Source organism: Rhizobium sp. ZPR4 (assembly GCF_040215725.1).
Classification (GTDB): Bacteria; Pseudomonadota; Alphaproteobacteria; order Rhizobiales; family Rhizobiaceae; genus Rhizobium; species Rhizobium rhizogenes_D.
In genome coordinates, this window is sequence record NZ_CP157968.1 from 161,163 (window position 1) to 180,519 (window position 19,357).

The 19,357-nt window shown below is 59.9% G+C and carries 19 protein-coding genes; 4 read left to right on the top strand and 15 right to left on the bottom strand.

Features of this window, described 5'->3' with window-relative positions; all coding sequences use genetic code 11:
* Positions 1-170 precede the first annotated feature (170 nt).
* The 3 genes from ABOK31_RS20270 to ABOK31_RS20280 all read right to left on the bottom strand — a co-directional run bounded on the left by ABOK31_RS20270 (position 171) and on the right by ABOK31_RS20280 (position 1,266).
* Positions 171-485, bottom strand: coding sequence for a plasmid stabilization protein (locus tag ABOK31_RS20270; protein ID WP_349960303.1), 315 nt, complete (start codon positions 483-485; stop codon positions 171-173).
* A 38-nt stretch (positions 486-523) separates the two neighbouring features.
* Positions 524-718, bottom strand: coding sequence for a hypothetical protein (locus ABOK31_RS20275; RefSeq protein ID WP_349960304.1), 195 nt, complete (start codon positions 716-718; stop codon positions 524-526).
* A gap of 278 nt (positions 719-996) precedes the next feature.
* Complete coding sequence (locus tag ABOK31_RS20280; protein WP_349960306.1) at positions 997-1,266, bottom strand: DUF2934 domain-containing protein; 270 nt, start codon at positions 1,264-1,266, stop codon at positions 997-999.
* Positions 1,267-1,600: 334 nt separating this feature from the next.
* Here ABOK31_RS20280 and ABOK31_RS20285 point away from each other — a divergent pair, with 334 nt between their 5' ends.
* The 3 genes from ABOK31_RS20285 (at position 1,601) to ABOK31_RS20295 (ending at position 4,931) form a co-directional block, all read left to right on the top strand.
* Entirely contained in the window at positions 1,601-3,064 is a 1,464-nt protein-coding gene (locus ABOK31_RS20285; RefSeq protein ID WP_174181024.1) for a phosphatidylserine/phosphatidylglycerophosphate/cardiolipin synthase family protein, read from the top strand.
* A gap of 123 nt (positions 3,065-3,187) precedes the next feature.
* The gene (locus ABOK31_RS20290; RefSeq protein WP_349960308.1) at positions 3,188-4,030 is read left to right on the top strand and encodes an endonuclease/exonuclease/phosphatase family protein; all 843 of its coding nucleotides are present in this window, start codon (positions 3,188-3,190) and stop codon (positions 4,028-4,030) included.
* Positions 4,031-4,133: 103 nt separating this feature from the next.
* Entirely contained in the window at positions 4,134-4,931 is a 798-nt protein-coding gene (locus ABOK31_RS20295; RefSeq protein ID WP_349960310.1) for an NAD(P)-dependent oxidoreductase, read from the top strand.
* A gap of 3 nt (positions 4,932-4,934) precedes the next feature.
* Here ABOK31_RS20295 and ABOK31_RS20300 read toward each other — a convergent pair whose 3' ends face one another.
* The 12 genes from ABOK31_RS20300 to kdpF form a co-directional block, all read right to left on the bottom strand.
* Positions 4,935-5,981: a sulfate/molybdate ABC transporter ATP-binding protein gene (locus ABOK31_RS20300; RefSeq protein WP_349960312.1), complete on the bottom strand. Its 1,047-nt coding sequence runs from the start codon at positions 5,979-5,981 to the stop codon at positions 4,935-4,937.
* 11 nt (positions 5,982-5,992) lie between these two features.
* Positions 5,993-6,865 (bottom strand): sulfate ABC transporter permease subunit CysW, encoded by an 873-nt coding sequence (cysW, locus tag ABOK31_RS20305; RefSeq protein WP_174181029.1) that lies wholly within the window; start codon positions 6,863-6,865, stop codon positions 5,993-5,995.
* Positions 6,855-7,712 (bottom strand): sulfate ABC transporter permease subunit CysT, encoded by an 858-nt coding sequence (gene cysT, locus ABOK31_RS20310; RefSeq protein WP_349960315.1) that lies wholly within the window; start codon positions 7,710-7,712, stop codon positions 6,855-6,857. Before cysT ends, cysW begins: the two co-directional genes overlap by 11 nt.
* A gap of 6 nt (positions 7,713-7,718) precedes the next feature.
* Entirely contained in the window at positions 7,719-8,747 is a 1,029-nt protein-coding gene (locus ABOK31_RS20315) for a sulfate ABC transporter substrate-binding protein (protein ID WP_349960317.1), read from the bottom strand.
* A gap of 162 nt (positions 8,748-8,909) precedes the next feature.
* Positions 8,910-9,365 (bottom strand): PTS sugar transporter subunit IIA, encoded by a 456-nt coding sequence (locus tag ABOK31_RS20320; protein ID WP_349960318.1) that lies wholly within the window; start codon positions 9,363-9,365, stop codon positions 8,910-8,912.
* A 103-nt stretch (positions 9,366-9,468) separates the two neighbouring features.
* Positions 9,469-10,161, bottom strand: coding sequence for a response regulator transcription factor (locus ABOK31_RS20325; RefSeq protein ID WP_174181036.1), 693 nt, complete (start codon positions 10,159-10,161; stop codon positions 9,469-9,471).
* Positions 10,158-12,869, bottom strand: a complete 2,712-nt coding sequence (locus tag ABOK31_RS20330) for a sensor histidine kinase KdpD (protein ID WP_349960319.1) — start codon at positions 12,867-12,869, stop codon at positions 10,158-10,160. Before ABOK31_RS20330 ends, ABOK31_RS20325 begins: the two co-directional genes overlap by 4 nt.
* A 59-nt stretch (positions 12,870-12,928) precedes the next feature.
* Positions 12,929-13,534, bottom strand: a complete 606-nt coding sequence (locus ABOK31_RS20335; protein ID WP_349960320.1) for a K(+)-transporting ATPase subunit C — start codon at positions 13,532-13,534, stop codon at positions 12,929-12,931.
* A 12-nt stretch (positions 13,535-13,546) separates the two neighbouring features.
* Positions 13,547-15,634, bottom strand: a complete 2,088-nt coding sequence (gene kdpB / locus ABOK31_RS20340) for a potassium-transporting ATPase subunit KdpB (RefSeq protein ID WP_349960321.1) — start codon at positions 15,632-15,634, stop codon at positions 13,547-13,549.
* Positions 15,635-15,682: 48 nt separating this feature from the next.
* Positions 15,683-15,844 carry a hypothetical protein gene (locus tag ABOK31_RS20345; protein ID WP_174181040.1) on the bottom strand — a complete coding sequence of 54 codons (162 nt, stop codon included), beginning with the start codon at positions 15,842-15,844 and terminating at the stop codon, positions 15,683-15,685.
* Between the two features lie 12 nt (positions 15,845-15,856).
* A complete protein-coding gene (kdpA, locus tag ABOK31_RS20350; RefSeq protein WP_174181041.1) occupies positions 15,857-17,560 on the bottom strand; it encodes a potassium-transporting ATPase subunit KdpA in 1,704 nt (567 codons plus the stop codon).
* Positions 17,561-17,587: 27 nt separating this feature from the next.
* A complete protein-coding gene (kdpF, locus tag ABOK31_RS20355; RefSeq protein ID WP_234910339.1) occupies positions 17,588-18,070 on the bottom strand; it encodes a K(+)-transporting ATPase subunit F in 483 nt (160 codons plus the stop codon).
* A 249-nt stretch (positions 18,071-18,319) separates the two neighbouring features.
* On the opposite strand from kdpF, the gene ABOK31_RS20360 reads away from it, so the two are divergent.
* Positions 18,320-19,339 carry a substrate-binding domain-containing protein gene (locus ABOK31_RS20360; protein WP_174181043.1) on the top strand — a complete coding sequence of 340 codons (1,020 nt, stop codon included), beginning with the start codon at positions 18,320-18,322 and terminating at the stop codon, positions 19,337-19,339.
* Positions 19,340-19,357: the final 18 nt, after the last annotated feature.

Consider the following 19,357-nt stretch of genomic DNA (forward strand, 5'->3'; position numbering starts at 1 on the left):
CCCGGAATTGAGAGCAATCATCGCCGCAAGTCTGCAATTTAGTGTCGACGTCGCGGAAGATAAGAGGCAATCGACGATTACAGGCCGAGGCATATGCACCGGAAGCCATATGAGCTTCATCGCGCCGGCCCGATGGATCTCGGCGATCGCGTCCGGTTCTCACCAATAGCCTAGGAATGTGTATTGTGTTCGTGGCGCTTGCGCGTCGTGGCCGCCTTCTTTGCGGAGGCAGACCGCTCGGCCGCTGGCCGGCTTGCCGCAGCACGGCCGCCGATCCTGCCGCCTTTTTCGGACGATTCATGATTTTCGGAATGGCCGCGACCCGAGCCGGACTTCTTGCCGCCACCGCTTTCCTTGTTCACGGTCGCCCAGGCGCGCCGCTCCGCCTCCTCATGGGAAACGCCACGGTCTTCATAACCTTCCTCGATATGCTCGGCCTTCCGCTTCTGCTTATCTGTATAGGCGGATTTGTCTCCTCTGGGCATGATCTTTCTCCTTACTGCGAAGAAAGACCAACCCGTCGTCAGGGAAAAGGTTCCGAGATTTGGCCGGGCGTATTGCGATGGAGCGGCAGCATCCAGAAGCGCCGGCCATGCGGCGTCGTGGCGCGTTGCATGGCCGATGGCGGGAAAAAGACCCCGACTGAACGATCGATGATCAGAATGAGGACCAAAGCCGCCAAAAGATAGAGCGCGGCAAGTACGAGGAGAGATGTCATCGCACGGCCTCCACCAGACCGCCGGTAAAACACAACAGGCCACATGCCGCGACGATCGCCGTAACAGTCATTTCCAGATCATCGATATAGCTACGACACATTGCTGAGCTCCCTTCGCAACCTGTAGCATCGATGTGTGACAACTATTTCGCGGATGAGAGCCAAATCACCGAAATTATTGCGAATATTCCGCCAGCTGCCGTCTTGAAAAAGAGAGACGGCCCGATGTTGCCATCGAGCCGCTCTCATCTCCGCCACGCCCCTGAAACCGATGTATCCTACACCTTGGCGGCTGCAGTCTTCTTCGATACCTTCTTTGCTGGCTTGGCCAACTTTTCCTCGGCAATCGCCGCCGCGGCGACCGCCGTCCTGCGCTTCGCCTTGGGCTTGACGTCGATCGTGCCGCCGTTTGCTACGGTTTCCTCAAGCGCAATGCGCTCGGTGTTCGCCCGCGCCCAGTGCTCGACGTCGCGTCCAGAAGGATGGCCTTCCTCTTCCCATATGGCGTATGCGCGTTTCTTGATCCATTCGTCCCGAGATTCCAACATCTGCTGTTCTCCGTTCGCATCATTGAACAAGGTTTTGATGAACGACGCCCGTTCTTGAAACGCGGGCTTTCACGCCTCCCCCGAGCAGCCAAGACGCTATGGCTAGCGTTCCTCGGTCTCGACTCTCGAACCGCAGTGGCGCTTCAAACAAGAAACAGAAGTTACCGTGGGGGACGGTAGCGAAGCAGCCGAAGCACCCTAAGTATGATGCTGGTCAGAACAGGGTTCAATTAAAATTATCTAATAAGATGAGGTTTCGCACCACTATCGATAACATCCTGACGATCGCCGGCCCACTCATTGCAGCTTTTGCGGGCAAGGATATACTTGCGTCATGATCGACCTCGTGGCTGCCCATTGGGGCCAAATTCTCGCCGTCCTGTCCATCGTGATGGGTGCCGCCGCTGCGATCCATGCGGCCATGACCAAAGAGGATGTCCGCGCCGCGATCGGCTGGGTCGGCGTCGTCATCCTGTCGCCCATCATCGGCGCCGTGCTCTATGCTGTTGCCGGCATCAATCGCATCCGCCGGGCCTCCCTCAGCTCGCAGCGCGACGCGCTCTTCCGCAAGGATGCGAATGGCGAGCTTTCCAGCTTCGACGCCGATGATGCTGAGGTACGACGGCTCTTCGGCGATCGCTTCGGTTCGATGAAGACGCTCGGCGACCGTGTCGTTCGCTATACGATGAGCACCGGCAACACGATCGAGATGCTGACGAATGGCGACGTTGCCTATGCCGCGATGAAAGCCGCAATCGACGGCGCCGAACGCAGCATCCTGATGGAGACCTATATCTTCGATCGCGACCCGATCGGCCTTCGCATCGCCGATTCCCTGATTGCCGCGACCAAGCGCGGTGTCAGCGTCCGCATACTCATCGATGCCGTCGGCGCCCGTTATTCCGTGCCCAGCATCATGGGTTATCTGAGCGAAGGCGGCGTTAAGGTCGACGTCTTCAATGGCAACGTCATCATCGGCCTCCGATTGCCCTATGCCAACCTGCGTACCCACCGAAAGATCCTCAGCATCGACGGACGAGTTGCCTTTACCGGCGGCATGAATATCCGCCAGGGATTCACGCGCGAATTCGCCCACGAGCATAGCGCTCGCGACATGCATTTCTGCGTGACGGGTCCGGCAATCGCCGATCTTTTCAACACGGCGGCCGAGGATTGGCGCTTCACCACGGGCGAGGTGCTGAATGGCGAGGAATGGCGGATTGCCGCGCCCTCCAACGAGCCTGGAGCACCCGTCTTCATGCGGGTCGTCGCCTCCGGCCCGGATCGCAGCGTCGAGACCAATCACAAGATGCTCATTGGAGCGCTTTCGGTGGCGCATAAGTCCATCCGCATCATGTCGCCCTATTTCCTGCCGGATCGGGAGCTGATCAGCGCGCTGGTGACGGCAGCACGGCGCGGTGTCGAGGTCGATATCGTCGTGCCGACGGCCAACAATCTCGTACTTGTCGACCGCGCCATGACGGCGCAATTCGACCAGATGCTGAAGAACTACTGCCGCATCTGGCGCGCCGAAGGCGCCTTCAACCATTCCAAGCTTTTGTCCATCGACGGTATATGGGCCTATGTCGGCTCTTCCAATCTCGATCCACGCTCCCTGCGGCTCAATTTCGAGGTGGATCTCGAGGTACTCGATCGCGGCTTTGCCGGCACGATCGACGACCATATCGGCACGATCCTGGAAACGGCACATCCGGTAGACCTCGAAAAGCTGAGGGCGCGGCCGTTTGTCGTACGGCTTATCGAAAAGGTGCTCTGGCTTGGCTCGCCCTATCTCTGACGACCGCAACGAGAGACTATCTGCCCTTGTCGCAGCCTTTTTACATGACAAGGCCAACGATCGCTTCTTATACTCTCTCCCATGTGCCCGACATGGTCTGATCAAGGAACGGTCGACGGATAGATGCGAAAAAAGAAAGAAAGTCTCCGTGCTAGCATTCTGGAAAGCCTGAAGAACCGAAAGAAATCGCACTCCAAACCGACCGGCAGCAAGCCGGACCGCCCCGCAGGCACATTGATCGCCTCCTACAATGTCCACAAATGTGTCGGCGCCGACCGTCGCTTCGATCCGGAACGGACCAGCCGCGTCATCCATGAAATCGATGCCGATGTCATTGGCCTGCAGGAAGCCGATACGCGTTTTGGAGAACGCACGGGAATCCTCGATCTGCGCCGGCTCGAACGCGAGACAGGTCTCATCCCGGTGCCGATCGCCGGCGTCACCAAGGCGCATGGCTGGCACGGCAATGTCGTTCTTTTCAAGCAGGGCACGGTTCGCGAAGTCCATCAGATCAACCTGCCCGGGCTAGAGCCGCGCGGCGCGTTGATTGCCGAACTGGAATTGGCCCGTGGCGGAAGCCTCAGGATCATCGCCGCACATCTCGGCCTGCTGCATCGCTCGCGTGCCCAGCAGACGCGTCTGATCGTCGACCTCATGAACGACGGCAGTGAGACGCCGACCATCCTGCTGGGCGATCTCAACGAATGGCGCCTGGGCGATCGCTCGTCCCTCAATACCATCCAGAACGCGTTCGGACCGCTTCCGCCTGCCGTACCGAGCTTTCCGTCGGCGCTACCGCTTCTGGCGCTCGATCGCATCATGGCAAACCGCCGCGGCATGATCTCCGCAGTCGAAGTGCATGACTCGCCGCTGGCACGCGTGGCGTCGGATCACCTGCCCATCAAGGCCGTGGTCAGTCTGGAAGCGCTCGACATTGACGCCCAGGTGCATTCGCAGACTGCCTAGACATTATCGACATGCTTCATGTTGATCCCACCGATATATGTGATGACGGGCAAAGAACCATCTTATAGTCTGCCCGCCGAAATGACCGATCCGGGAGACAATCATGCTGAAAACTCTGTTGCTGACCGGCGCCGCCGGCGGTGTTGGCCAGGCAATCCGGCCGCTTCTGTCGCAGATCGCCGAGAATGTCGTATTGTCCGACCTCGCGCCGATAAGCGACCTGCGCCCGAATGAGCGTTTCGTTGCCTGCGACCTCGCCGACCGCAGCGGCGTCGACGCGATGGTGAAGGGTGTGGACGGCATCATCCATCTCGGCGGCATATCGGTGGAAAAGCCTTTCGATCTGATCATGCAGGGCAATATCCTCGGCCTCTATAATCTCTATGAGGCCGCTCGCGCCGCCGGCAAGCCGCGCATCGTCTTCGCGAGCTCCAATCACGCGATCGGCTTTTATCGCCGGGATGAGCGGATCGACAACAAGGTGCCGACACGGCCGGATTCGCTCTATGGCGTGTCCAAGGTGTTCGGCGAGGCCGTCGCCAGCCTCTACTTCGACAAGTTCGGCCAGGAAACGCTTTCAGTGCGCATCGGCTCGTGCTTCCCCGAGCCGCGCAATACACGCATGCTCGCCACCTGGTTCAGCGTCCGCGATTTCCTCTCCCTTTGCGGCTGCGCTTTCGATGCACCGAGGCTCGGCCACACCATCGTCTACGGTGCCTCCGACAATGACGAGCAATGGTGGGACAACGGCAACGCCGCATTTCTCGGCTGGAAACCGCGCGACAACGCCGCCCCGTGGCGGGCCGAAATCCTGTCGAGAACGCAGCCTGAAGATCCGAACGATCCGGCCGTCATCTATCAGGGCGGCGGCTTCGCCTCGTCCGGCCATCCCGAAGATTGATCGTCAAACGCCGTTGCGAAACAGCGTCCAGCGGGTCGGCCTGAAGGCGATGCGATTGCGATCAAGCGCATCGGCCTTGTTCGGCGGCAGCTCGATTTCGATGGCTTCATGCCCGGCACCGACATTGATCTCCAGATGGCGGGTGCCAGCAACGCGGCGGCTGGCGACCAGCAGGCCAGCAATCGCGCCGGCATCGCCTTCACGCAGCTCGATGTCGTGCGGCCGGAAATAGAGATAGGCCTCGCCCTCCGGCTCGTGCGGCGTGCTGAGCCCCAATGGCCTTTCGTCGAACCAGATTTCGCCGCTGGCGATGCGCACCTTGACGCGGTTTGACTGGCCAATGAATCCATAGACGAAGGGCGAGTTCGGCGTGTCGTAGATCTCGTCGGGCGTACCGACCTGCTCGATGGCACCCTTGTTGAGCACGACGACGCGGTCGGCAAGCTCGAGCGCTTCTTCCTGGTCGTGGGTGACGAAAACCGTGGTATGGCCGGTGCGATCGTGGATTTCACGCAGCCACTTGCGCAAGTCCTTGCGCACCTGTGCGTCGAGAGCGCCGAAGGGCTCGTCGAGAAGCAGGACATTCGGCTCCACGGCCATGGCGCGGGCCAGCGCCACGCGCTGCCGCTGGCCGCCGGAAAGCTGGGTCGGATAGCGCTTCTCCAGGCCGTTCAGCTGCACAAGCTCCAGCAGCTCCATGGCACGCCGGCGAATTTCGTCACGCGGCGGGCGTCGCGATGCCGAGCGAACTTTGAGGCCGAAGGAGATATTGTCGAGTACCGTCATATGCCGGAACAGCGCATAATGCTGAAACACGAAGCCGATATTGCGCTGCTGCACGGTCTTCAGCGAAGCATCATCCTCACCGAAGAAGATCTTGCCTTCCGTCGGCGTTTCCAAGCCGGCAATCAGGCGCAGCAGCGTCGTCTTGCCGGAGCCGGACGGACCGAGAAGCGCAATCAACTCGCTCGAGCGAATGTCCAGGGAAACATCGTGCAGAGCTGGGAATCGACCGAATTCCTTGCGCAGATTTTGAACGCGAACTTCCATCAAGAATTCCTTCAGTGACGCCGGCTGGCTGCGATTTCTTCGCTATAGCGCATTTCCAGCAGCGTCTTCAGTATCAGTGTGATCAGGGCAAGCAGAGCCAGCAGCGTGGCAACGGCAAAGGCCCCGGAGAAATTATATTCGTTATAGAGAATCTCGACCTGCAGCGGCATCGTGTTGGTTTCGCCGCGGATATGGCCCGAAACCACCGAAACGGCGCCGAACTCGCCCATGGCGCGGGCGTTGCAGAGCAGCACGCCGTAAAGCAGACCCCATTTTATGTTCGGCAGCGTGACATACCAGAAAGTCTGCCAGCCATTGGCTCCGAGCGAAAGTGCCGCCTCCTCGTCCGCACTGCCCTGCTCCTGCATCAGCGGAATCAATTCGCGCGCGACGAAGGGAAAGGTGACGAACATCGTCGCCAGAACGAGCCCCGGAACCGCAAACAGGATCTGTATGCCGTTGTTCTGCAGCCAGGGACCAAGCGCACTATTCGAGCTGAACAGCAACACGAAGACCAGACCGGAGATGACCGGGGAAACTGAGAAAGGCAGATCGATCAGCGTCGTCAGGAACGCCTTGCCCTTGAATTCGAACTTGGCGATCGCCCATGCGGCAGCAACGCCGCAGACAAGGTTCAGCGGCACGCTGATGCCGGCAACGATCAATGTCAGCCGGATTGCCGCGAAAGTCTCCTCATCCACCAGGGCTTCGAAGAAGGTTTCGACACCCTTGCGGAAAGCCTCGACGAAAACGGCAGCCAGCGGCAGAAGCACCATCAACGTCAGGAAGACCAGCGAGATGGAGATGAAAACAATACGTGCAAATCGGCTTTCGGTGATGACCGAATGACCCGTTTCGGCGGCGGCAGAAAGATCATGCGCCATAGCCATATCTCCTTCTGCTCCAGGACTGGATGAGGTTGATGATCAAAAGCATGGTGAAGGAAATGAACAGCATCACCGTCGCGATCGCCGTTGCTGCGGAATAGTTATATTCCTCCAGACGAATGACGATGAGCAGCGGCGCGATTTCCGAAACATAGGGCTTGTTGCCGGCAATGAAGATGACCGATCCGTATTCGCCGGCCGCGCGCGCAAATGCCAGCGCGAACCCCGTCAGGGCTGCCGGAGCAAGGCCCGGCAGCAGCACGCGGGTAATCGTCTGGAAGCGCGACGCTCCGAGGGTCGCCGCCGCCTCCTCGACCTCGCGGTCGATCTCTTCCATGACAGGCTGTGCGGTGCGCACCACGAAAGGTAAGCCGACAAAAATCAGCGCGATGACGATGCCGACCGGCGTGAAGGCGATCTTGATGCCGAGTGGCGTCAGGAATTGCCCGATCCAGCCATTCGGCGCATAGAGCGTCGTCAGCGCGATACCAGCCACGGCCGTCGGCAGCGCGAACGGCAGATCGACCATCGCATCGAGGATGCGCTTGCCCGGGAAGCGATAGCGCACCAGGACCCAGGCGAGGATAAGCCCGAGCACGGCGTTGACGAGCGCGGCGATGAAGGCGCCGCCAAAACTCATGCGCAGCGCATAGAGCGTGCGCACATCAAGCGCCAAAGCCCAGAATTTCTCCCAGCCGAGAGCGCTGCTTTTCCACAGCAGTCCCGACAGCGGAATAAGAACAATGAAGATGAGCCAAGCCAAGGTAACGCCGAGCGCCAATCCGAATCCCGGAATGACGCTCGGTTGCCGTAACCGCCACCGTTTGCGGGTTATAGATTGCATTCAGTCTTATTGCCCCGGCTTGTAGACCTGATCGAAGATGCCACCATCGTTAAAGAACTTCGGCTGAGCTTGAGACCAACCGCCGAAATCGTCAATGGTTGCGAGCTTCAAGGTCGGAAAGCGGGCGATATCCTTGGGGTCAGCCACTTCCGGCTTGATCGGCCGGTAGTAGTGCTTGGCCGCAATCTTCTGGCCTTCATCCGAGTAGAGATAGTTCAGATAGGCTTCCGCGACCTTTCGCGTGCCCTTCGTGTCGACATTGCCATCGACGACGGCAACCGGCGGGTCGGCACGGATCGAGAAGGACGGGGTCACGACTTCGAATTTATCGGGACCAAGCTCGTCGAGCGAGAGATAGGCTTCGTTTTCCCAGGCGAGCAGAACATCGCCGAGGCCGCGTTGGACGAAGGTCGTCGTCGCGCCGCGCGCACCGGTGTCGAGAACCGGCACATGCTTCAGAAGCTGGGTGAGATATTCCTGCGCCTTGGCATCGTCGCCACCATTGGCCTGCTTGGCCCAGGCCCATGCCGCCAAAATGTTCCAACGGGCGCCGCCAGACGTCTTCGGGTTCGGCGTGATGACTTCGACGCCGTCCTTGATCAGGTCGGACCAGTCCTTGATGCCCTTGGGATTACCCTTTCGCACCAGGAAAACGATGGTCGAGGTGTAGGGAACCGAATTGTTCGGGAATTTGGTCTTCCAGTCGGCCGGGATCTTGTGCGTCGCCTTGGCGATGGCGTCGATATCACCTTCGAGGGCAAGCGTTACAACATCGGCGTCGAGGCCATCGATGACCGAACGCGCCTGCGCACCGGAGCCGCCATGCGAAGCCTTGATATTGATGGTTTCGCCCGTGTCCTTCTTCCACTTGGCAGCAAAGGCCGCGTTGAAGTCCTTGTAGAGTTCGCGGGTCGGATCGTAGGAAACATTGAGAAGCGTCTTGTCCGCCGCCCAGGTCGGCGCGACGGCCGCGATCGAGAAACTGCCGATCAGAACCGCGGCGGCGAGAAGCCGAGAAAGCTTAATCGTCTGCATGGATGCACCCCCTTCGTTTGTCCTTAAACCCTATCAACTTGGTCGTATAAAGTAACGAAGACAGTTCCCGTTTTGGGTAACTCCGGAGAACAGCATCCCATAGAATCGGGAAAAGTGAAATCACATTCCCGAATGACAATCAGCGCGCGATGAGCAGTACCGTCAGAGAATGACGTCGGAGAGGAATACGGAATAGAGTTCGTCGGCGGTCTTTGCCTGCCGCATCGCCGTCAGGACACCCTCCGTCCTCAAGCGCCGGGCGATCGCGGCGAGCACGTTCAGATAGTCGCTCCGGCCACCCTCACCGAACAGCAGGACGAAGGCCCACTCCGTTGGCACATCGTCGATAGCCTCGAAATCCACGGCATGGGCAAAATGCACCATCAATCCCCGCGGCCGCGTCATGCTGGCAATGGCGGCATGCGGAACGGCAACACCATTGCCGATCCCGGTCGTACCCAGCTTTTCGCGTGTCTCCAGTGCCCGCAGAACCATTCCCTCATCCAGGCCGAAGCAATTGGCAGCCTTCGATGACAATATCTGCAGCGCCCGCCACTTGGTCGGAGCCGAGACGCCGACGAAAACATGTTCGGGAAGAATGATGGTGGAAAGATCCATGGTTGCGCTCAGCGTCGAATAATCATTGGTTCTGAAATGATGTTCATCACCATGGGGTCGAGCCGGCAGCATCTCGACCCCATGGTTCGAAGTCCTTGCGATCTCAATCCGGTTCGCGCAGTCGGTAGCCGACACCTGTCTCGGTGGTGATATATTGCGGCTGATCGGGAACCTCCTCGATCTTCTGCCGAAGCTGGCGCACATAGACGCGCAGATATTGCACATCGGCCGCTGGTCCCCAGATCTGTTTCAGCAGGAACTGGTGCGTCAGGACCTTGCCGGCATGCTGGGCAAGCACGCGCAGAATATCGTATTCCTTCGGCGAGAGCTTGATCTCCTTGCCATCGACCTTGACGATGCGCTTGACGAGATCGATGGACAGGCCGCCGGTCTGGAAGATCGCCTTCTCGCCCTGCTGCTGCAGGCGGTGGCGCAGCGCCACACGGATGCGGGCCGCAAGCTCGTTGACGCCGAAAGGCTTGGTCACGTAATCGTCGGCACCACTCTCGAGCGCCTTGACGATGCCGGCTTCATCCGTGCGGCTCGACAGGATAACGACCGGGATCTGCACTCCGTCCTCGCGCCACTCGAGCAGCAGATCCTGGCCCGATTTGTCGGGCAGTCCGAGGTCGAGCACGATCAGATCAGGCTTATCCTCGTCTACCGACGCCTGAGCGGAAGCAGCGCTCTGCGCTTCGTTGACAACGTAGCCCTGGGCGCCGAGACCAACACGCAGCAGTTTGCGGATCGGCGGCTCATCATCGACGACCAGAATTTTGACGGCAGTGGTGTTCATTTCAATTCATCCAGCTTCGGGACATCGGTTGGTTTCGGCAGGCGGATGGTGAAGACAGCCCCCTGCCGATCCGTTCTGTTGCCGGCAGCGATCACCCCACCCATCGCCTCGATGAAACCGCGGCAGATGGAAAGGCCAAGACCGGTTCCGGCGCGCACCTGGTCACCCTTGCGCACGCGATAGAACGTATCGAAGACGCGTTCGAGATCGGCAGGCGGAATGCCCGGTCCCTCGTCCATCACCCGGAAGACGATATTGTCGATATCGGCCCAGGCCTCCAGCCGAATGGCCGACCCTTCCGGCGCATATTTGGCGGCATTGTCGAGCAGGTTGAACAGCACCTGCTCGAACAGGACCGGGTCAACCTTCACCATCGGCAGATCGACGGGCATCTGCACCTCGACGCGATGATGAGCCAGGATCTTCCCCGCCCGCCGCAGCGCGCTGCCGACGATATCGCCGGCATAATGCAGGGCATAGTTCGGCTCCATCGCACCGGACTCGATCTTGGTCATATCGAGCAGGTTGGCGATGAAGCGATTGAGCCGCTCGGATTCATCGATGACGGTCGACAGGAGATCGACGCGATCCTCATACGGCAATGTTTCCAGATAATCGCGCAGCGTTCCCGCAGCACCGAGGATGGCCGCAAGCGGGGTCTTCAGATCGTGCGAAATAGAGGTCAACAATGCGGAGCGTAGCCGGTCGGCCTCGACGGCAAGCTTCGCCCGGTCGACATCGGCCACCAGTTGCACGCGCTCGATCGCAAGCGCTGCCTGATCGGCAAGGGCATCGAGCAGCCGCTGCTGCTCCGGCGTCAAAAGCGGGCCGTCGCGACGATCGCTATCGAGACCGATGACACCGACGGCAGTGCGGCCAGTGCGCAACGGAACGTAAAGGCGCTTGGCGCCGGGTAACGTATCGGCACCCCGGCCAGCCGCGTGATTATGCTCCCAGGCCCAGCGGGCCGCCGCGATATCTGCATCATCGAGCGTATCGTCGGGCGGATAGCCGGCCTTGACGGCGATGGTGCCGTGCTCCGGCAAAAGCAGCACGACCCGCAGCTTCAGCATCGAGGCCAGTTGAAAGGCGGTTGCCCACAATACGTCATCGAGCGTGCCGGTGCCGGCCAGTTTTTTCGAAAAGAGATAGAGATCCTCGGTCGTTCGCGCGCGCTGTCGCGCCGAGGCCGCTTGCCTTTGCACGGTCGCCGTCAGATTGCTCGCAATGACAGCGACACCGAGGAAGAAGAAGAAGGCAAGCACGCTCTCGGGGTCGCTGATCGTCAGCGTATAGCGCGGCGGCAGGAAGAAAAAATTGAAGGCGAGCGCGCCGAGAATACAGGAATAGAGCGCCGGCCGCAGGCCTTGCGTCACCGCACTGGCCAAAACCGCCATCAGGAAGACGAGCGCGAGGTTTCGGACATCCAGCACCTGATCGAGGATGACGCAGAAACCGAGCGCGATGGCGACATAGAGCGTTGCCAGAACATAGCCACGAAGCTGGAAGGGCGGCGGCGAAGGCGCCACCTTGACACCACGCCGCGCCGCCTCGCCATCTGCTTCGCTACCGGAAATGACATGGACGCTGATATCACCGGCGCTGCGGATGAGGTCATAGGAAACCGAACGGCGGGACCAATCGCGCCAGGAGCCGATTTTTGGCGAACCGATGACGATATGGGTGACATTGTTGCTGGCCGAATGGCGAAGCAGTTCCTCTGCGACCTCGCGACCCGGAAGGGTAATAGCTTCGCCGCCGAGCTGTTCGGCCAGCCGGAGCGTTGCGGCGATCGTGTCACGCTGCGCTTCCGTGAGACTAATCGAGCGGTTGGTCTCGACATAGACGGCCGCCCATGGTGCGCGCAGGCGCGACGCCATGCGGGCGGCATAGCGGACAAGCGCGGCCGAGCGCGGGTGATGATCGATGGAAACGAGCACACGTTCGCCGGCGGCCCAAGGCCCCTGGATCGCATGTGCCTGCATATGGGTCAGGAGCTGGTCGTCGACCCGCTGCGCCGTACGCCTCAGCGCCAGTTCGCGCAGCGCCGTCAGATTGCCGGGCGTGAAATAGTTGGTCAGCGCCCGCTCTGCCGTCTTCGACACATAGACCTTGCCGTCATGCAGCCGCTTGATGAGATCGTCCGGCGTCAGATCGATGATCTCGACATCATCGGCCATATCGATGATGGAATCCGGCACCGTCTCGCGCACGCGGATGCGGGTAATCTGCGAGACGACGTCATTCAGGCTTTCGACATGCTGGATGTTCAGCGTCGTGTAGACGTCGATCCCGCGTTCGAGAAGTTCCTTGACATCGAAATAGCGTTTGGGATGCCGGCTGCCATGCGCGTTGGTGTGGGCAAGTTCGTCGACAAGCACCAGTTCGGGACGGCGTTTCAGGATGGCATCGAGATCCATCTCCTCAAGCGCCCTGCCCTTATAGTCGACATTGATGCGCGGAACGATCTCGAACCCTTCGAGCAAGGCCTGCGTCTCGCGGCGGCCGTGGGTCTCAACAACACCGACGACGACATCGACGCCGTCGGCAATCTTCGCCCTGCCAGACATCAGCATCTCATAGGTCTTGCCAACGCCGGGCGCCGCACCCAGAAAGATCTTCAATCGACCGCGCGTCTCGGCTCGCGCCTTTTCGAGAAGCGCATCGGGCGAAGGCCTGCTCAACATGTCGCGGCTGTCGTCTGCCATTCCTGGGTCGTCTTTCCTGATAGGGTTGAGACGGCGGCAACCGCCTCAACCTATCCAACTTACTGAGTCATAGAAGCATCAAGCGCCTGGTTCAATGCCAGCACGTTGACGACAGGCTCGCCGAGAACGCCAAGCTCTCGCGGCTCTATGGCTGCGTCAACGAGCGACTTGACCTTGGCCTCATCCATGTTGCGGGCCTTGGCGACGCGCGGTACCTGGAAATAGGCATCGTCCGGCGAAATGTCCGGGTCGAGACCACTGCCCGATGTCGTCACCATGTCGATCGGAACCGGCACGTTGGGATTCTGCGCCTGCAGCGTTGCGGCGTCGCCCTTGATGCGTGTCATCAGGCTCGAATTGGTCGGACCGAGATTGGAACCGCCGGAATTGGCGGCATTATAGGGTACGGAAACCGATTTGGTCGGGTCATTCGGATCGGCGCCCGTCGTGGCCGATGGGCGGCCGTGGAAATACCTATCCGCCGTGAAATTCTGGCCGATAAGGCTCGAGCCGATCACCTTGCCGTCCTTCTCGACCAGGCTGCCATTGGCCTGATGGGGAAAGAGCGCTTGAGCGACACCCGTCATGGCAAGCGGGTAAGCAAGGCCGGTCAAGACGGTCGTGGCGACGATCATGACGATGGCGGGTCTGATTTGTTTCAACATGAGAGAAACTCCTTAGGCGAGGCCAATGGCGGTGATCGCCATGTCGATGGCCTTGATGCCGATGAAGGGGACGACGATACCGCCAAGGCCGTAGATCAAAAGGTTGCGGCTGAGCAGCGCGCCTGCGCCGATCGGGCGATAACGGACACCCTTCAGCGATAGCGGGATCAGCGCAACGATGATGAGCGCATTGAAAATGATCGCCGAGAGAATGGCGCTTTGCGGCGTTGCAAGGCCCATGATGTTCAGCATCTTCAGCTGCGGATAGAAGGCGATGAACATCGCCGGGATAATGGCGAAATACTTGGCGATATCGTTGGCGATAGAGAAGGTCGTCAGGGCGCCGCGCGTCATCAGCAATTGCTTGCCGATCTCGACGATCTCGATCAGCTTTGTCGGGTCGCTGTCGAGATCGACCATGTTGCCGGCCTCACGGGCGGCGACCGTACCGGTGTTCATGGCAACGCCAACATCGGCCTGGGCGAGTGCGGGCGCGTCGTTCGTGCCGTCGCCGCACATCGCAACGAGCTTGCCCTTGGACTGTTCCTCGCGCATCAGCGCCAGCTTCATTTCCGGGGTCGCCTGGGCGAGGAAGTCGTCGACGCCGGCTTCGGCGGCGATGGCAGCAGCCGTCAGCGGGTTGTCGCCCGTGATCATGACGGTGCGGATACCCATGCGGCGCAGTTCCGCAAAGCGTTCGCGGATGCCGCCCTTGACGATGTCTTTCAGATGGATGACGCCGAGCAGACGACCATCACGGGCGACGGCAAGCGGCGTGCCGCCAGCCTTGGCGATCTCGTCGGCGATCCCTTGCAGCTCCCGCAGCATCTCACTCGATGTGCGGGACATGACGGCTGTACCTTCCGTCGCACCATTGGCCGCACCTTCGACATAGGCGATCACGGCATCGACGGCGCCCTTGCGGATTGACGAGCCTTCCAGATCGACGCCGCTCATGCGGGTCTGAGCGGTAAAGGGCACGAAGGTCGCCTTCAGGCTCGTCATGTCGCGGCCGCGGATCGCATATTTTTCCTTGGCAAGCACGACGATCGAACGTCCCTCAGGCGTTTCGTCAGCAAGCGAGGCAAGCTGCGCGGCGTCGGCGAGATCCTGCTCGCTGATTCCGCGGACCGGACGGAACGCGGTCGCCTGGCGATTGCCAAGAGTAATCGTGCCGGTCTTGTCGAGAAGCAGCGTGTCGACGTCGCCGGCAGCCTCGACGGCACGGCCGGACATGGCGAGCACGTTGAAGCGCACCAGACGGTCCATGCCGGCAATACCGATTGCCGAAAGCAGAGCGCCGATGGTGGTCGGGATCAGGGTCACGAAGAGAGCAACGAGCACGACCGTCTGGATCGAGCCGCCGGCATAGGCGGCAAAACTCGGGATGGTGACGGTCGCGAGCACGAAGATCAGCGTCATGCCGGCAAGCAGGATGTTGAGCGCGATTTCGTTCGGCGTTTTCTGCCGCTCGGCGCCTTCCACCAGCGCAATCATGCGGTCGATGAAGGTCGAACCGGCGGCGGCAGTGATGCGTACGCGGATTTCGTCCGAGAGCACTTGTGTGCCGCCCGTTACGGCCGAACGGTCGCCGCCTGATTCACGAATGACAGGTGCGGATTCGCCGGTGATCGCGGCTTCGTTGACCGAAGCAACACCTTCGATCACCTCGCCATCGGAGGGGATGATGTCGCCGGCTTCGACGAGAACGACGTCGCCGACCTTCAAGCTGGTGCCAGGCACCATCTTGTAGTCGGTGCGGCTGTTACCGACCAAAAGCTTTGCCTGGGTTTCGGTGCGCGACTTGCGCAGCGAATCCGCCTGCGCCTTGCCGCGGCCTTCGGCAACGGCTTCCGCGAAATTGGCAAACAGCACCGTGAACCAGAGCCAGATATTGATCTGCAGCGAGAAGGCAAGATTGCCGCCGCCGGTGACGAGGTCGCGCAAGAAGAGGACGGTCGTCAGCATCGAAACGACGGCGACCACGAACATGACAGGGTTCTTGGCAAGCGTGCGCGGGTTCAACTTCTTGAACGAAGCGCCGATCGCCGGAACGAGGATGCGAGAATCCAGAATACTCGCTGATTTTAACTGGCTCATAAGAGGCTCCAGCGTGAAGAGGAAAACGTCAGATCGGAACGCCGCCGATCAGCCGATTAAAAATCCGAAGACGACAAGGCCGAGGAACAAGGCAGCCATCGCCAGCAAAATGGCGTCGGAAGCACAGGTTGTTCCGGCCGGGCCACGCCCCCTGTCGAAGGGGCGTGGATCGATGACTTTTCTAAGCTTGCCCAAAAGCGGTTGGCTCATGGCCGTCATTCCTTAAAAGGTCTGGCCTGCAATCATCGACAGATGTTCGACAATCGGTCCGAGCGCCAGCGCCGGGAAGAAGGTCAGGCCGCCGACGATCAGGATCGTGCCGACCAGCAGGCCGACGAAGAGCGGGCCATCCGTCGGGAAGGTGCCGGCCGAGGCAGGAACCGTTTTCTTGGTGATCAGCGAGCCAGCAATCGCAAGTGCCGGAACGATGACCAGGAAACGGCCGATCAACATGACGATACCGAGCGTGATGTTGTACCAAGGGGTATTGCCGGACAGACCACCGAAGGCCGAGCCGTTGTTTGCCGCCGCCGAGCTATAGGCATAGAGGATTTCCGAGAAGCCGTGCGGGCCGGCATTGGCGATCGAGGCAACGGCGGAGGGCAATACCACGGAGATCGCCGTGAAGATCAGCATGCCGGCGGGCAGGCAAAGCACGGCAAGCATTGCCATCTTCACTTCCTTAGCCTCGATCTTCTTGCCGAGATATTCCGGCGTGCGCCCGACCATCAGGCCTGCAACGAAGATGGCGATAACGACGAACATCAAGATGCCATAGAAGCCGGCACCGACACCGCCGACGATGACCTCGCCGAGCTGCAGGTTAATGAGCGGGATCAGACCACCGATCGCGGTGAAACTGTCGAGCATGCCGTTGACTGCACCGCAAGATGCCGCCGTGGTGATGACTGCAAAGAGCGAGGAGGCGGCAATGCCGAAGCGAACTTCCTTGCCTTCCATATTGCCGCCCTGGACACCGAGTGCATGGATCAGCGGATTGCCCGCAGCCTCAGCCCAATAGGTGACGATCACACCGGCGATGAACAATGTACCCATTGCAGCCAGGATCGCCCAGCCCTGACGCTGGCTGCCGACCATGCGGCCGAAGACGTTGGTGAGCGCCGCGCCGATGGCGAAGATCGCCAGCATCTGCAGGAGGTTGGAGATGGCGTCGGGGTTTTCGAACGGATGCGCCGAGTTGGCATTGAAGAAGCCACCGCCATTCGTGCCGAGCATCTTGATGGCAAGCTGCGAGGCAACGGGACCGACGGCAATCGTCTGCTGCGCACCTTCGAGCGTGGTGGCGTTGACATAGGGGCCGAGCGTCTGCGGCACGCCGAGATAGACGAAAACAATCGTCAGAACGATGCAGATCGGCAGCAGCACATAGAGCGTTGCGCGGATCATATCGACCCAGAAATTTCCGATCGCCTTGCCCGAGGCACGCGCGAATGCGCGGATCAGCGCAATGGCGATAGCGATGCCGGTTGCCGCGGAAACGAAGTTCTGCACGGTGAGGCCAGCCATCTGCACGAGATAGGACATCGTGCTTTCGCCGCCGTAATTCTGCCAATTGGTATTGGTGACGAAGCTCGTTGCCGTGTTGAAGGACAGTTCCGGGCCGACTGCGGTCATGCCGGCCGGATTATACGGCAGGCTGCCTTGCAGTCGTTGCAGTGCGTAAAGAACGATGAAGCCAGCAAGGCTGAACAGCAGCATGGAAACCGAATAGGTCGTCCAGTGCTGCTCTTCGCGCTCATCCGTACCGGCCAAACGATAAAGCCCCCGTTCCACAGGACGGAGGACGAAGGAGAGGAAGGTGCGCTCGCCGGTAAAAACACGCGTCATGTAACCGCCGAGCGGTTTGACGAGCAGGAGAAGGATCCCGATGTAAATGAGGATCTGAAGCCATCCGTTGAAGGTCATGGAGATAACTTTCCCTATCCAGCGCTATTAGAAGCGCTCGGGGCGAATGAGAGCATAGACCAGGTAGACGGTGAGAAAGATCGTCACGCCGCCACCGAGAATGTAATCGAGAAGCATTGCCGTCTCTCCGACTAGAGGCTGTCGCAGGCCTTGGTATAGGCGACGCAAAGGAGGAAGAATAAAACGCCGATCCCGACAAGAAGAACGTCCATCATCGATCGCGATTCCTTGATTGTTATTGTTGACTGCAGAAGCGATGAAAGGCGCGCTCCGACGAAGAGGCGCCTCTTTTCTCTCTGCCGAGGGGAAGATCACTTCGTGTGTATCTTCGCCATACAATATGCGGCTGAACTGCATTAACGTTCGAGACGGCCGGACCGCCGAAGATATAAAAATCTTATAAATGCCGGCCTGGGCGACGGCGGCTTGTGCGGATGCCTGAATGCCAGCCGAAAGCCTGCGCGGATTGGCGAATTCTGTCGAAAAAATGCGGCTGCATTTAGCAGCCATGTCGCCGTTATTTCATTGATATCCCTTGGTCATCCGCGCAGAATCTCAAGGACGCTCCGGCAATCGAGAATACTTCCAATGACTGCGTAATGTCATATGCAATAAGTCTAACATAGATGGAATCGGCGTGACGGAATATAAGGATATGGGTAACGCTTGATGCGGTATCCTGGCGGTGATTTAGTCCATGATGGGGTGAGTTGCGCCCCTTCCCAACCATTCGACAGCAAGCCAAAGAAACGCGAGCAAGTGACGACCAGCATCCGACATATCGCCAAACTCGCGGGAACCTCGGTCTCTTCAGTCTCACGCGTGCTCAACAATAGCGGCTATGCGTCTCCCGAGCTTCGGGAGCGCGTCGAGGCCGCCATCCGCACGCTGAACTACACCCCGAGCAAGGGAGCGCGTATGCTGCGCGGGGCTCCAAGCCGGATGATCGGGCTGATGCTGCCATCGATCGACGTGCCCTTCTTCGGCATCCTTGCCCACGCTATCGAGCAGGAATTGTTCCGGCGCGGCTACCAGACGCTGATCTGCAGCACGGCTGAAAACATGGACCACGAAGCGCGCTACATTTCCATGCTGCTATCCCAGCGCGTCGACGGCGTCATCGTCGCAAGTGCCTTTGGCAGTACCTTGCATTTTGAAGCATTGCGCGACGCACATATCCCCATCGTCGCGATCGATCGCGAGCTCACGGGTATAACGGACGACGCCATCATGGCCGATCACGAGGAAGGCGGACGATTGATGGCCCGCCATCTGATCGGCCTCGGCCATCGCGCGATCGGCATCGTCGGCGCCCCCGCCCATAGTCAGCCGGTCCAACTTCGCCTTCGAGGTATTACGGTTGAATTGGCTGAAAATGGCATTACCCCCGCTGCCGTACGCATGGCGGAGGAACACAGCTTCGCCGCCGCCTATCCGCTGGCGAAAGAACTGGTGGCCTCACGACCCGAAATGACCGCGATCATCGGCGCGACGGATATTTCGGCGATCGCTGCAATCCACGCCGTTCAGGATCATGGCTTTTCAGTGCCTCGTGACTATTCGGTCATCGGCTTCGACGATCTGCCGGAGGCGGCCTATGTCTTTCCGCGGTTGACGACCGTAGCGCAGCCGATCCGTGGTGTCGGCGAACAGGCAGTCCGGCGATTGGAGACGCTGATCGAAGTGCAGCAAGCAGATGGAGAGCCCCAGAACGGCGCCATCCTCAAGGTGCCGGTCACATTGATCCAGCGCGACTCCACCGGTCCCGTCCGCAAATGAATGAACCGAGCCCCAAAA